The 13180-nt window shown below is 70.9% G+C and carries 8 protein-coding genes and 2 tRNA genes; 8 read left to right on the top strand and 2 right to left on the bottom strand.

What is annotated here, in order from left to right:
* Positions 1–68 precede the first annotated feature (68 nt).
* Both OHB44_RS29445 and OHB44_RS29440 read left to right on the top strand, forming a co-directional pair.
* The gene (locus OHB44_RS29445; RefSeq protein WP_266304488.1) at positions 69–602 is read left to right on the top strand and encodes a M48 metallopeptidase family protein; all 534 of its coding nucleotides are present in this window, start codon (positions 69–71) and stop codon (positions 600–602) included.
* A gap of 337 nt (positions 603–939) precedes the next feature.
* Positions 940–1548 (top strand): hypothetical protein, encoded by a 609-nt coding sequence (locus tag OHB44_RS29440; RefSeq protein WP_091406135.1) that lies wholly within the window; start codon positions 940–942, stop codon positions 1546–1548.
* 81 nt (positions 1549–1629) lie between these two features.
* Here the strand turns inward: OHB44_RS29440 and OHB44_RS29435 are convergent, their stop codons facing one another.
* A complete protein-coding gene (locus tag OHB44_RS29435; RefSeq protein WP_238687454.1) occupies positions 1630–2964 on the bottom strand; it encodes a zinc-dependent metalloprotease in 1335 nt (444 codons plus the stop codon).
* Positions 2965–3079: 115 nt separating this feature from the next.
* Here OHB44_RS29435 and OHB44_RS29430 point away from each other — a divergent pair, with 115 nt between their 5' ends.
* The 6 genes from OHB44_RS29430 to OHB44_RS29405 all read left to right on the top strand — a co-directional run bounded on the left by OHB44_RS29430 (position 3080) and on the right by OHB44_RS29405 (position 9185).
* The gene (locus tag OHB44_RS29430) at positions 3080–4093 is read left to right on the top strand and encodes a YlbL family protein (protein WP_238687453.1); all 1014 of its coding nucleotides are present in this window, start codon (positions 3080–3082) and stop codon (positions 4091–4093) included.
* Between the two features lie 96 nt (positions 4094–4189).
* Positions 4190–7174: a UPF0182 family membrane protein gene (locus OHB44_RS29425; RefSeq protein WP_330438917.1), complete on the top strand. Its 2985-nt coding sequence runs from the start codon at positions 4190–4192 to the stop codon at positions 7172–7174.
* 191 nt (positions 7175–7365) lie between these two features.
* Positions 7366–7875: a SigE family RNA polymerase sigma factor gene (locus OHB44_RS29420; RefSeq protein ID WP_238687451.1), complete on the top strand. Its 510-nt coding sequence runs from the start codon at positions 7366–7368 to the stop codon at positions 7873–7875.
* Positions 7865–8803: a hypothetical protein gene (locus OHB44_RS29415; protein ID WP_330438916.1), complete on the top strand. Its 939-nt coding sequence runs from the start codon at positions 7865–7867 to the stop codon at positions 8801–8803. The genes OHB44_RS29420 and OHB44_RS29415 overlap by 11 nt, the downstream gene beginning before the upstream one ends.
* A gap of 88 nt (positions 8804–8891) precedes the next feature.
* Positions 8892–8965 (top strand) — tRNA-Met (locus OHB44_RS29410).
* 143 nt (positions 8966–9108) lie between these two features.
* Positions 9109–9185: transfer RNA gene (locus OHB44_RS29405), tRNA-Met, on the top strand.
* Positions 9186–9302: 117 nt separating this feature from the next.
* Here the strand turns inward: OHB44_RS29405 and OHB44_RS29400 are convergent.
* Positions 9303–13076, bottom strand: a complete 3774-nt coding sequence (locus OHB44_RS29400; RefSeq protein WP_330438915.1) for a S8 family serine peptidase — start codon at positions 13074–13076, stop codon at positions 9303–9305.
* Positions 13077–13180: the final 104 nt, after the last annotated feature.

Below are 13180 nucleotides of genomic sequence, written 5' to 3'. Positions count from 1 at the left end.
TGCGGACCCCTGGTCAGTGGGCATTAGCTTGCCTTCGTGACACGTAGTCGAGGCTGCGCGGGCCAGTGATGGCGGGGACGCGCAAGCCGGTCGTCGAGGTGCGGCGCAGTCAGCGTCGACGACGCACGGTGTCCGCGTACCGTGACGGTGAGCGAGTGGTTGTCCTCATCCCCGACCAGTTCTCCCGTGCCGAGGAGAGCGAGTGGGTCGACCGGATGCTCGCCCGGCTCGCCGCCCGGGAGGGGCGCCTCGCCCGGTCCGACGACGAGTTGCTGGCCCGGGCCAATCGGCTCATCGACCTCTACCTCCCCGGATACGCCACGAAGGCGGTGCCGGCCAGCGTCCGATGGGTCACCAACCAGAACGGCCGGTGGGGCTCCTGCACGCCGGCGGACCGCAGCATCCGCATCTCGCACCGCGTCCAGGAGATGCCCGACTGGGTGATCGACTACGTGTTGCTGCACGAGTTGGCGCACCTCATCGTGCCCAGCCACAACGCCCGGTTCTGGGCGTTGGTCGGTCGCTACCCCAAGGCGGAACGCGCCCGCGGCTACCTCGAAGGGGTCGCCGCAGCCTCCTCCTGCCCGCCGCTCCCCACCTGACCCACGCCCCCGAGGCGCTGGCGCAGCCCGTCGAATCCCTTCGGACACCGCGCCGCGCTCTTCGGGCGCCGGGTCGAGACCCTGCGGCGCCGCGCCGAGCTCCGACCGCTGTCTGACGCGCGATCGGCCTAGATCCACTCGCCTTCCTGAAAAACGCGCTGTCCAGGCTGCCGGGACACCCCGACTTCAATGAGGCCGAGTCGATCATGTTGCGGAGCGAGCCGAGCCGAGCGGGCCGAGCGGGCCGAGCGGGCCGAGCGGGCCGAGCGGGCCGGGTGGGCCGAGCGGGCCGGGTGGGGTGGGTGGGGTGGGTGGGGTGGGGCGCTAGGGTCGGGGCATGGCGCGACGGGTGGTGGTGGCGTTGCTCGGGCCGGTGCACTGGTCGCCGCCCGGCGTCGACCTGGCGCAGTGGCGAGCGGCGCTCGCGGAAGACGTCATCGACCTGTTCGCCACGCTCAACGAGGTGGAGGTCGCGGTCGCGGTGACCCCGGCCGACCGGGCCCTGGCCGATGCGCTGGTGTGGCCCGGCACGGCGGTGTACGAGGTGGCCGAGCCGACGCCGAACGCCGTGTTCGCCGCGCTCGAGGGGTACGACCAAGCGGCAGTGCTGGTCAGTGACGTGCCTGACCTGCCCGCCCTGACCGTCGGCAAGCTGCTCCGCCCACTCACCAGCCGGCCGGTCGCTGTGGCGCCGGTCGAGGGCGGCGGCCCGGGTCTGCTCGGGGTCGCGGTACGACTGCCCGCGCCGGACTGGCTGCCGACGCTGGAACTGGACACGGCGACGCCGGCTGAGGCGCGCGCCAACGCCCCGCGCCCGGGTGACGTGGCGGTCACCACCGGTTGGCGACGACTGCGCGGCCCGGCTGACCTGGCCACGCTGGACCCGGCATTCGAGGGTTGGGAAGCGACCCGCGCCCTGCTCTCCGGGTCGGGCCGACCCACCTGAACCGACGCACCTGACGAACGCGCCCGGGTGCCCGCCGTCGATCTGCGGGCACCCGGGGCGCAGGCCATCGATGCGCGGGCGTCAGGACTTGGCGTCGTCCTCGCCGTCGGTCTCATCGGACGGACCGGGCTGCCCCGACTGACCCGACGGACCCGGCTGCCCCGACTGGCCGGGGGCCTTCTCCTCCACCCCGCCGGGGGCGGAGAAATCGAAGCTGTCCAGCTCGCTGAGGTCCATGTCGTTCATCGCGAAGGCGACCGGGTCGGCGAAGTCGTCGTCCGACGGGAGTAGGTCCGGGTGGCCCCAGACGGCGTCGCGGCCCTCGATGCCACGGTGCTGGGTGAGCGCGGCCCAGAGCGCCGCGGCCTCGCGCAGTCGGCGGGGGCGCAGTTCCAGACCGACCAGCGCGGCGAAGGTCTGCTCGGCGGGACCACCGGCGGCCCGGCGACGGCGGAACGCCTCGCCCAGCCGGACGACATTGGGCAGCCGGTCGCTGGCGGCGCTGTCGACGACGTGGCACACCCAGCCCTCGACCAGGGCGAGCGCGGTCTCCAGGCGGGCCAGTGAGGCCTTCTGCGCCGGAGTGTCCTCCGGGGTGAAGATGCCCTCCAGGGCGATCGCCTGCATCGACTCGGGGTCGGTCGGGTCGACCCGACCCATCGCCTCCTCGATCGCCTCCCGGTTGACGCGGATGCCCGAGGCGTACATCTCGACAGCGCTGAGCACATGCCCACGCAGCCACGGGACGTGCTGGAACAGCCGCTGGTGGGCAGCCTCGCGCAGCGCCACGTAGAGGCGGACCTCGTCCTCGGGCAGCTCCAGGCCCTCGCCGTACGCCCGGATGTTGGCCGGGATCAGCGCGGCCGTGCCGGCCGGGCCGAGCGGCAGCCCGATGTCGCCGGCGGAGAGCACCTCCGCGGCGAGCGAGCCGAGGGCCTGGCCCAGCTGACCGCCGAACAGCGCGCCGCCGAGGGAGGCCACCATCGACTGCATCGGGCCGAGCTGGGCGCGCGCCTCGGGTGGCACCAGGTCGCCCATCGCACCGACCATCCGGCTGGCGACGGGATCGCACAGCTTGCGCCACACGTCCAGCGTCTTGAAGATCCACTCGTTGCGGTTCCACGCAACGGGGTTCTGGATGCCGGAGGGCCACGCCGAGGCGGGCTCCAACCACAGGTCGGCGAGGCGCAGCGCCTCCTCGACCGCGTTGCGCTCGTACATCGACACCGCCGGGTCACCGGCGGCCGCGAGCTGGCTGGCTGCTACCTGCCGGGCCAGGTCCCAGTTGACCGGCCCGCTGCCCGGCGCGGAGAGCAGGTGCTGCAACTGCGACATGAACTGCTGCATCTGCGCGGGATCGTTGGGGTCTGGTGGTTGCCCACCCGGGAGCGCGAAACCGAACGGAATATCAGGCACGACATCTACGGTACGCGGACCGCGCCCCAGGTAGCCGCCGCTGGCGTTGCGCTGAGGGCGAAGTCGCGCGCCGCATCCGGCGGGTGGCCCGCAACCGATCGGTACGCTCTGCGGCATGAGACGTCGTGGCCTGACGGTCCTGCTCGGTGCCCTGTTCACCGCCCTGCTGAGCATCGGGGTGCTCAGGGTGCCGATTCCATACGTGGTGCTGGGCCCGGGGCCGACTGTCAACACCCTCGGTACGACCGACGGTAAGGAGGTCATCCAGGTCTCCGGTCGGGAGACCTCGACCTCGGCCGGCCAGTTGCGGCTGACCACGGTGGGGGTGCAGCCCACCGTGCGGTTGCGGGGGGCGATCGCTGGCTGGTTCTCCGACGACGAGGCGGTGGTGCCACGTGAGCTGGTCTACCCGCCGGGGGAGTCGACGGAGCAGGTCGAGCAGCGCAACGCCGAGGACTTCAAGGCGTCGCAGACCAGCGCGGAAACCGCCGCGCTGCGGGAGTTGGGCTTTGCGGTGCAGGTGGTGATCAAGACGGTGGCCGGGGACGGCCCGGCGGCCGGGGCGCTGAAGGCCGGCGATGTGATCACCTCGGTGGACGGCCAGCCGGTGCCGGTGGCCGCGAAGGTCACCGAGCTGGTCCGGGCCAAGCCGGCGGGCACGGCGTTGACCATCGGCTACACCCGTGGCGGCGTGCCGGCCACCGCGACGGTGACCAGTCAGGAGCAGGACGGCCGACCGCGGATCGGTGTCGAGATCGATCAGCAGCAGCCCCACCCGTTCACGCTCGGCATCGACCTGGGGGACATCGGTGGGCCGAGCGCCGGTCTGATGTTCGCCCTGGGGATCGTGGACAAGTTGACCCCGGCCGACCTCACCGGCGGCCAGATCATCGCCGGTACCGGCACCATCGACGACGAGGGCGCCGTCGGCCCGATCGGCGGGATCGCCCAGAAGCTGGTCGGCGCCAAGCGCGCCGGGGCGAAGGTCTTCCTGGTGCCGGCGGACAACTGCGCCGAGGCGGTCCGCAATCCGCAGCCCGATCTGCCGCTGTTGCGGGTGGGCTCGTTGGACGAGGCGATGACCGCTCTGGAGACGTTGCGGGCGGGTGGTCAGCCGACGCGTTGCTGACCGGTGTGACCGTGCCCCGCCACGCTCAGGAACACCCCGTACTCTGGGTGCCTGGTCGGAGCCGATCATATCGAGCGTGCGGAGCCAACAGTGGTCATGCGTAGCAGCAGCCCCCTCCCGAGGATGAGCCGGCGCGGGCGCGTCACCATCGCGGTCCTGGTCGGGGTGTTCGTGCTCTTCACCCTGCTCGGCTGGGGTGTCCAGGCGTGGACCGACTGGCTCTGGTTCGACGAGGTTCGCTACACCGAGGTCTTCACCGGCGTCCTGCTCACCCGGCTGGTGCTCTTCCTCGCCATCGGCCTCGGCATGGCGCTGATCGTCGGCGGCAACCTCTGGCTGGCCTACCGGTTGCGCCCGCGACTGCGTCCGCACTCGGTGGAGCAGGCGACGCTGGAGCGCTACCGCATGGTGCTCAGCCCGCGTCTCGGCACCTGGATCTCGCTGACCGCCGCTGTGGTCGGGCTCTTCGCCGGTCTCTCCGCGCAGAACCGGTGGAACCAGTGGCTGCTGTTCCGCAACGGCGGTGACTTCGGCATCAAGGACCCGGAGTTCGGTGTCGACATCGGCTTCTACGTCTTCCAACTGCCGTTCTGGCGTTACCTGCTCGGGGTCGCCTTCACCGCTGTGGTGCTGGCCGTGATCGGCGCGCTGGCGGTGCACTACCTCTTCGGCGGGGTCCGCCTGCAGGGCGTCGGCGACCGGATGAGCAACGCGGCCCGCGCGCACCTGAGCACGCTGGTCGCGGTCTTCGTGCTGTTGAAGGCGATCGCGTACGTGTTGGACCGGCGGGCCATGCTGCTGGAGTACAACGAGGGCGCCAAGTTGTACGGCGCCGGCTACGCCGACGTCAACGCGTTGCTGCCGGCGAAGGAGATCCTCGCCTACATCTCGATCGTGGTCGCCATCGCGATCCTCGTGTTCTCCAACGCCTGGATGCGGAACCTGGTCTGGCCGGGGATCTCGCTGGCGCTGCTCGGCGTGTCCGCGGTGGCCATCGGCGGCATCTACCCCTGGGCGGTGCAGACCTTCGAGGTCAAGCCGAGCGCCAAGGACAAGGAAGCGCCGTACATCCAGCGCAGCATCGACGCGACGCGGGCGGCGTTCGGGTTGGGGGCCACCGAGACGACCCCGTACGCGGCGAACAATCTCACCCCACCGGGGAACCTGGCGACCGACACCTCGGTGGTGTCGAACGTGCGGCTGCTCGACCCGCAGCTGGTCAGCGAGACGTACACCCAGCTCCAGCAGGTGCGTGGCTTCTACGACTTCGGTCCGAAGCTGGACATCGACAGGTACGGGGTGAACGGCAAGGTCTCCGACTACGTGGTGGGCGTCCGGGAAATCAACTACGGCGAGCTGACCGACCAGCAGAACACCTGGATCAACAGGCACACCGTCTACACCCACGGGTACGGGCTGGTGGCCGCCCCGGCCAACCAGGTGGTCTGCGGCGGGCAGCCGTTCTTCGTCTCCGGCTTCCTCGGCGAGAAGACCCAGGAGGCGTGCTCCTCGCAGACCGAGCAGATCCCGGCCAAGCAGCCGCGCATCTACTACGGCGAGCGGATGGCGGCCGACGACTACGCCATCGTCGGGCAGTCCGACCCGAACAAGAAGGCCGAGTTCGACAGGCCGGTCGGTGAGGGTGGCGGCGAGTCCTACACCTACACCGGTGAGGGCGGCGTGGAGATCGGCTCCTTCACCCGGCGACTGCTGTACTCCATCAAGGAGCAGGAGTCGAACTTCCTGCTCTCCGAGGCGGTCAACAAGGACTCCAAGCTGCTCTACGTGCGCAACCCGCGCGACCGGGTGGAGAAGGTGGCGCCGTTCCTCACCCTGGACGGCGACCCGTACCCGGCGGTGGTCGACGGTCGGGTGCAGTGGATCGTGGACGGCTACACCACGGCGGCCTCCTACCCGTACGCGGAGAGGGTCAACCTGCAGACCGAGACCACCGACGAGTTGACCAACCGGGGCACCTTCCAGCTCGCCCGGGAAGACGTCAACTACATGCGCAACTCGGTGAAGGCCACCGTCGACGCGTACGACGGCACTGTGAAGCTCTACGAGTACGACGACACCGACCCGGTGCTCAAGGCGTGGAACAAGGCGTTCGGCGGTGACCTGGTGCTGCCGAAGGCGGAGATCCCGGTCGAGCTGACCGAGCACCTGCGCTACCCGGCGGACATGTTCAAGGTGCAGCGCAACCTGCTCACCAAGTTCCACGTGACCAACCCGGGTGACTTCTACTCCGCACAGGACTTCTGGCAGGTGCCCAACGTGCCGGACGCCCCGGACAGCGGCCAGAAGCAGCCTCCGTACTACCTGTTCACCCAGTTCCCCGGGCAGGAGAGCCCCCGGTTCCAGCTCACCTCGGCGGTCACCCCGAACGGCCGGCAGAACCTCGCCGCGCTGATCTCCGGGTCGTACGTCGAGGGGAAGCCCCGGCTGGAGGTGCTGGAGTTGCCGGATCAGACCCGGATCTCCGGCCCGGTGCAGGTGCACCAGCAGATGACGAACAACGCGAACATCCGTCAGCAGCTCAACCTGCTCTCCAGCAACCAGGCTCAGGTGCAGTACGGCAACCTGCTGTCGTTGCCCTTCGCCGACGGCATGCTCTACGTCGAGCCGGTCTACGTGAAGAGCAACCAGCAGGACGCGTACCCGCTGTTGCAGAAGGTGCTGCTCTCGTACGGTGACGGCGGCTCGTTCGTGGCGCTCGCCGACAACATCAACGACGGCATCAAGCAGTTGGTCGAGCAGGGTAAGAAGGCCGGGCAGGGCACGTCGCCGCCACCGACGACCGGGGGCAACCCGACGACGCCGACGCCGACGCCTTCGGGTACGGCGACGCCAGCGCCGACGGCGACCCCGAGCCCGGGCACCCCACCGCCGACCGGTGACCTGGCTGCCGCCGCGGACCGGGTGCAGACCGCGATCACCGAGGTCCGGGCCGCGCAGGCGTCCGGCGACTTCGAGCGGTACGGGCGGGCGCTGAAGGCCCTCGACGAGGCGCTCACCGCGTTCCAGCAGGCGCAGCAGGCCGCTGGTGCGCCTGGTGCCAGTCCGAGTGCCGGAGGCTGATCCGCCACCGCACGCAGTTCCTTCCCGAGCCCCCGTCGTTCGGACCGCATCAGGTCCGAACGGCGGGGGCTCGACCGTTGTCCTGATCTGTGCGTATCTGTCACGTCACCGACAGCACCCTCCACCTCCGCAACCTGCGACGCCGGTCCGCCGTCCTCAATGCAACGGGGTGGGGACGAGGGGGAACAGTCGTGCGGGACGCGCAGAGCTTCGATGACTTCTACCGCAGCACCGCCCGGCGGACGCTGCGGTACGGCTATGCGGTCGCTGGCGACCACAGTGAGGCGCAGGACCTCGTGCAGGAGGCGTACACCCGGGCCTGGCGGCAGTGGGGGCGACTGTCGTCGCATCCGGCGCCGGAGGCGTGGCTGCGGCTCGTGGTGGCCCGGCTGGCCACCGACCGCTGGCGGCGCCTGCACCGTTGGCGGGTGGTGCTGAGCCGTACCGGACCGCCTGCGGTCGCACCCCCGCCCAGCGAGGACGGGGTGCTCCTGGTCGGGGCGCTCCGGCAGTTGCCCGCCACGCACCGCCAGGCGCTGGCCCTGCACTACCTCTTCGACATGTCCGTCGAGGAGATCGCCCGGGAGACCGACGTCCCGGTCGGCACCGTGAAGTCCTGGCTGTCCCGAGGCCGGTCCCGGCTGGCCGCGCTGCTGCCCGACCTCAGCACAGTGGAGTTGGAGGCGAACGATGTCAGTTGAACTCTCTGACCTGTACCGGTCGCTCAGCACCGTCGCGGACGGGCACGAGCTGACCCACCCCGAGTCACTTCGACGGTTCGCCGACCGGAGGGCCCGAGCCCGAGTAGCCGGTTCGACGCTCGCGGTGGCGCTGCTCGTGGGCGGGGTCGCCGTCGGTGGCCGACTGGCGTACCCGGCGGACGGCTCCGCACCGCTGCCGCCGCCCGCCGACACCCCTGGCCCGCTGCCGACCGGGGCGACTGCGACCTCCCGGCCGTCACCCACGCCGACCCCGGCGTCGACACCCTCGTTCCCGCCACCGTCGCGGACCACCCCGAGCGGTACGCCGTCCCAGCCAGCCACCGGACCGGCGGCACCTCGGCCGCCCACCTCGATCCCGGACCGCGCCTTCTTCGTGCTGGCGGCCCCGAACCGGACCGGACTGGAATCCTCGGGGGAGGGTCCGGCCCTGCCGACGCTGTGCGGGACGCGCCTGCCCAGCGACGCGGCAATGGTCCAACGCCGTGGTCGCTACCTGGCCTACAAGTTGCCGGGGACGCCGACGGGGCACGTTCCGGACGGCAGCTACCGGCACACCATCACCATCTACCGGGCCGGCCGGGCCGACGACGCGTTGCGGGAGCTGCGGCAGGCCGTGCGCGGTTGCCCCGACCAGAAGCTGTCCGACGACAACAGGACGTGGCGGCAGCGGCTGCTGGCCTCGGGGGCGTACGGGGACGGGTCGGTGCTGTTCGAGATGCGAGCCCCGATGCCGGACGGGATGGGCGAGCCGGGTGCGGAGGAGGTTCGGCTGGTCCGGGCGGTCCGTGTCGGCGACGTCGTGACGGTGCTCTGGGAGCAGGGTTGGGAGCACACGGCGGCCGTTCGGTCCCAGGTCGATGCTGACAGTCGACGGGCGGTCGCGGCGATCGAGAACTGGCTCGACTGACAACGGCCCAGGTCAGGGGTGTCGGCGAGTGCGGTATCGGCGTCGCTTTGCGGTGTCCCGGGTCGGTGCGCTACGGTTATCGAGCCGACGCGGGGTGGAGCAGCTCGGTAGCTCGCTGGGCTCATAACCCAGAGGTCGCAGGTTCAAATCCTGTCCCCGCTACGAGAGAAAGCCCGTCCCGGGAAACCGGGGCGGGCTTTCGGCATTGTCCGGCACGTCGGGCATCGTCGAGTACGGGCCCCCGTAGCGGTTGGTGACCCCGGTGATCATTGCCCGGAACGGGTGAGTTAGTCTTAACCAGTCGACGCGGGGTGGAGCAGCTCGGTAGCTCGCTGGGCTCATAACCCAGAGGTCGCAGGTTCAAATCCTGTCCCCGCTACCACTGAAAGTGATGTGAGTCCGGCCCCCACAGTGTGGGGGCCGGACTTGTTTGGTGTCGCTGTCAGAACTGAGGGCCCGCGGGGGCCGGCACCTCTTCGGCACCGGCCCCCGGCGGGTCCTACCGCAGGCCGAAGGCCCGGGTGACGGTCTGGGTGACGCCGCCGCCGTTGCGCTGCTTGGCGGTGACCCGGATCGACACGAAGTCGGTCCGGTGCGGCGCGTTCAGCGACGCCTGCCAGGTGCCCTTCTTCTCCCGCAGGGCCTGCCGCTGCCAGGTCGCCCCGTCGTCGTAGGAGATCTCCAGCTGAAGTGACGACACGGCGTCCCGAGCCGCGGTGCTGCCCACCACCACGGGCGTGATCGAGAAGTCGGTTCGGCGCTTCGTCCGACCCGCGACGTCCACGTCCGTTCCGTAGTCCAGTTGGACCAGCGGGATGGCCTGCACCTCGGTGCTGCCGCCGGAGACGAAGCTCCACTCGGTGTGCGTGGCGGTCGAGTACGGGCTGAACTCGGGCTTGCCAGTGGTCTCGACGACCAGTCGGTACGGCAGCTTCTCCGGCGACAGGTCACCAGCGCCGACCTCCGGCCAGCCGTCGAACCGGGTCAGCTGCTTGTCGCCCTGATAGAACGTGGCGATCTGCGACATGCTGGCCCCGCCGCTGTGCGCCGCGCCCGCGTCGCCGAACCCCTGGATGTAGGCGCTCATGGCGGTCTCACCACGGAACGGGATCTCGGTGCTGAGCAGCCGAGGCCGGGTGATGGGCCCGAACCAGCGGTCCTTCTGGACGCTGCCCGGCCGGTACGCGATGGCCTCCGTGTTGGACCGCGCCCAGTCGGCGACGTCGGCGTACTGCATCCACTTGATGCCGCCACCCGCGGAGACCCAGTCGGTACGCGGTCCCGGCGCGACCGGCTCGAACGGGAACGGCCGTGCCGCCGCGTACTCGTACGGCGGGAAGTCCATCCGCGTCTCGCTGGACTGCTTTCCGGGGGGCGGGGAGAAGGTGAGATCGATCCGGGCGAGGCTGCGCGGGTCGGTGGTGGCGGACGGGTCCTTCGGCACCCCGCCATCGTGGTAGTCCACCAGGTCGTACAGGTACGTCGCCCTGGGGTGGGCGACCGCCACCAGTCGTACCGGCCCGCGGCCCGCGGCGGTGATCTTCTGGATCAACGCCTCGCCCTCGTCAGTGGTCACCGAGGTCACCGGGATCGGTCCGGGCGTCACGGCGTCGGGGTTGCCGTACCAGTCGCTCTTGCGACCCGCGCGGTCGTTGACCACGACGAGCATCGCCGCACCGGCGGTGTGTGCCGCCGCTGCCTGGTCAGTGGGGGTCACCGAGTCGTCGCCGCGGACGACCACCGCCCTGCCACGGGCGGAGACGCCGGCGTAGTCGGCGGTGCCGCCGACGCCCGCGAAGACGGCGTCCAGGCGCGAGGTGCCGTCGGGCAGCGGCGGGGAACCGGGCTGCGCGAGCGGGTCGCTGAGGTGCCGGCCGTGGTAGCTGATCGCCAGTGGCGTCTGCGCGGCGCGGATCCGGGTGGTGAAGACGAAGCTGCCCTTGCGCACCTTGTCCCCGGTCGGCAGGGCCCACAGGCTGTCGTAGGCGGCGCCCGGCCAGAACGTCTCGCGCAGGGCGCTCCAGTCGGTGGGCGTCGGCTCGCTCGAGGTGAAGGAGCGGTAGACGTCGATTCTGCTGTTGACGACGGCGGTCGGCTGGGGCGTCGCCACCTTCACCTGGCGGGCCCGTGCGGCGTCGAGGTCCACGACCCGGTTGGTCGTCAGGTCGACCTCGGGAGCGGTCAGCATCGCGAGCCCGAGGGAGCGGGGCCCGTGCAGACCCTCCACGTCCGCCGCCGTGACGACTGTGTAGGAGCCGGGCGCCAGGCGGGCGGTGAGCTTTCCGTCCGGCACCCACAGGAAGGCGGATCCGGTCTCGGCGTTGACGACCTCGACCTCGCCGCTCATGGGCCGGCCGGCGCGGTCCTTCAGGTGGATGGTGAGGTCGTGCTTCTTGGACTCGACGGCGGCCCCGACGGCCGTGTGCACCTCGCCGGCGGCGAAGCGGGCCGTGACCTGGGCGGAGTACCTGCCGGCGGGAAGGCCGGCCGGGGCCACCACGACGTCGACAGTCGCGCTGGCCCGAGCGGGCACCGTGACGCTGTCGGCGGTTGCCGTGAACGTCTGTGCGGGGGCGGTGCCGTGGTCGACGGAGAGCTCCAACGCGATCGGGCTGTCAGTGGTGTTGGTGTAGGTGATCGTCCGCTTGACGGGCTGGGGCGTGGTGCCCCAGCCGACGAGTCCGGCGTCCACCGACCCGGACGCGATGACCTGGTCCTGGTGGTAGGCGGCGGCGACGTTCAGTCGACCGCTGCCGGCCTGGTAGGCGTCGTAGTCGGGCGTGCGGACGCTGGTGCTCATCAGGGCGTCCTTGATCTGCCGCGCGCTCCAGGTCGGGTGCTTCTGCACCAGCAGGGCGGCCGCCCCGGCGACGTGCGGCGCCGCCATCGAGGTGCCACTGTCGGCGTAGTAGTAGCCCTCGCCCCAGGAGATGTGCTGCGAGCGCGCCGCCAGCACGTCCACCCCGGGAGCGGTCATGTCGGGCTTGAGGGCCTCGTCGTTCATCCGGGGTCCGACGCTGGAGAAGCCCGCCAGGTGGTCGGAGGTGTCCACCGCGCCGATGGTCAGCGCGGCGTCAGCGGTGCCCGGCGCACCGAGGGTGTACGGGTCTGGTCCGCTGTTGCCGGCGGCCACGACGAAGAGCGCACCCGTCTCGTCGGTCAGCTGGTTGACGGCCTGGCTCAGCGGGTCGTCCTGGGTGTGCCAGGCGCTCACGCCGAGGCTCATGTTGATCACTTTGGCGTGCTCGGCCCGTGCCGCCCACTCCATGCCCGCGATGATCCCGGAGATGGACCCGCTGCCGTACTCGTCGAGGACCTTGCCGATCACCAGGTCGGCGTCGGGGGCCACGCCCCGTTCCTTGCCGCCGGAGGCGGCGCCCGTTCCGGCGACGGTGGAGGCGGTGTGGGTGCCGTGCCCGTTCCGGTCGATCACGTCCTGGCCGGGGATGAAGCTCCGGGAGGCCACCACCTGGTCGGCGAGATCCGGGTGGGTGGTGTCCACCCCGCTGTCCAGGACGGCGACCCGGACACCGCTGCCGGTGCCACCAGCGGCCCACGCCGCGGGCGCGCCGATCTGGGCGGTGGTGTCGGCCAGGGTGGCCTTCGCCTTGCCGTCGAGCCACACCTTGTCGACGCCGGCCGCGAAGGAGGGTGCCGGGGTGACGGCGCTGCGGCCGGTCGGCGACTGTCCACTGGTGAGCGCCGACCAGAAGTCCGCAGCCTGCGATCGGCGGGCGCGGATCGCCTCACCACTGACGGAGGGAAGCTCCAGCGTGGTCCGCGCGCCCGGCAGCGTGGTGCCGGTCCTGAGCTTCGCCGCACCCGTCGTGCGGGTGACGATCAGGGGGAGTTCGGCGGTCCGCGCGTCGTCGTAGCCCTGGGCGATGAGCTGGGTGACGTCGAACAATTGCTTGTCGAGTCGACCGGTGGCGAGGTACGGCATCGCCTCGTCCGGGTACACGTAGGTGTCCCGGCCCTCAGTGGAGACGCGTACGGAGCCGGTGGCGCCCGGGGCGCGCTTGACGTCCACCGAATCGGTTGCGCCGTGGACGCCCGGGGTCACCGTCACCCGGTCGCCGGTGATCAGCGTGACAGTGACGGGTGTGCGGTCCGCGTTGCCGTTCGGAGCGGGTCTCGTCGGCGGCGGCTGGGGTGGCGGGGCGCCGTGCGCCGCCGTGGGGGTGAGGAGAGCGGCGACGAGGGTGACGCCGACCGCTGCCGCCGCAGATCTTCGGGTGCGAGAGATCCGCGCACTGTCTACAGAGTTGAGCATGAGGCGAATCCGATCACCTCGAGAGATTCATGTAAAGATCATCATCTTTGCCGGGATGTTGCGAGCGCGTTGCGCACCGCCCGGAGAGCTTTCGGACCATCCGG

It is taken from the genome of Micromonospora sp. NBC_00821 (genome assembly GCF_036347035.1).
Lineage (GTDB): Bacteria > Actinomycetota > Actinomycetes > Mycobacteriales > Micromonosporaceae > Micromonospora > Micromonospora hortensis.
The sequence above is the reverse complement of the archived record's forward strand: the minus strand, read 5'-3'. Positions and strand labels throughout refer to the sequence as shown.

Bases quoted from the DNA above. Each gene is read 5' to 3' on its own strand.
- OHB44_RS29400 (WP_330438915.1), bottom strand. From the start codon at position 13,076: ATGCTCAACTCTGTAGACAGTGCGCGGATCTCTCGCACCCGAAGATCT.
- OHB44_RS29440 (WP_091406135.1), top strand. From the start codon at position 940: ATGGCGCGACGGGTGGTGGTGGCGTTGCTCGGGCCGGTGCACTGGTCG.
- OHB44_RS29425 (WP_330438917.1), top strand. From the start codon at position 4,190: ATGCGTAGCAGCAGCCCCCTCCCGAGGATGAGCCGGCGCGGGCGCGTC.
- OHB44_RS29445 (WP_266304488.1), top strand. From the start codon at position 69: ATGGCGGGGACGCGCAAGCCGGTCGTCGAGGTGCGGCGCAGTCAGCGT.
- OHB44_RS29430 (WP_238687453.1), top strand. From the start codon at position 3,080: ATGAGACGTCGTGGCCTGACGGTCCTGCTCGGTGCCCTGTTCACCGCC.
- OHB44_RS29415 (WP_330438916.1), top strand. From the start codon at position 7,865: ATGTCAGTTGAACTCTCTGACCTGTACCGGTCGCTCAGCACCGTCGCG.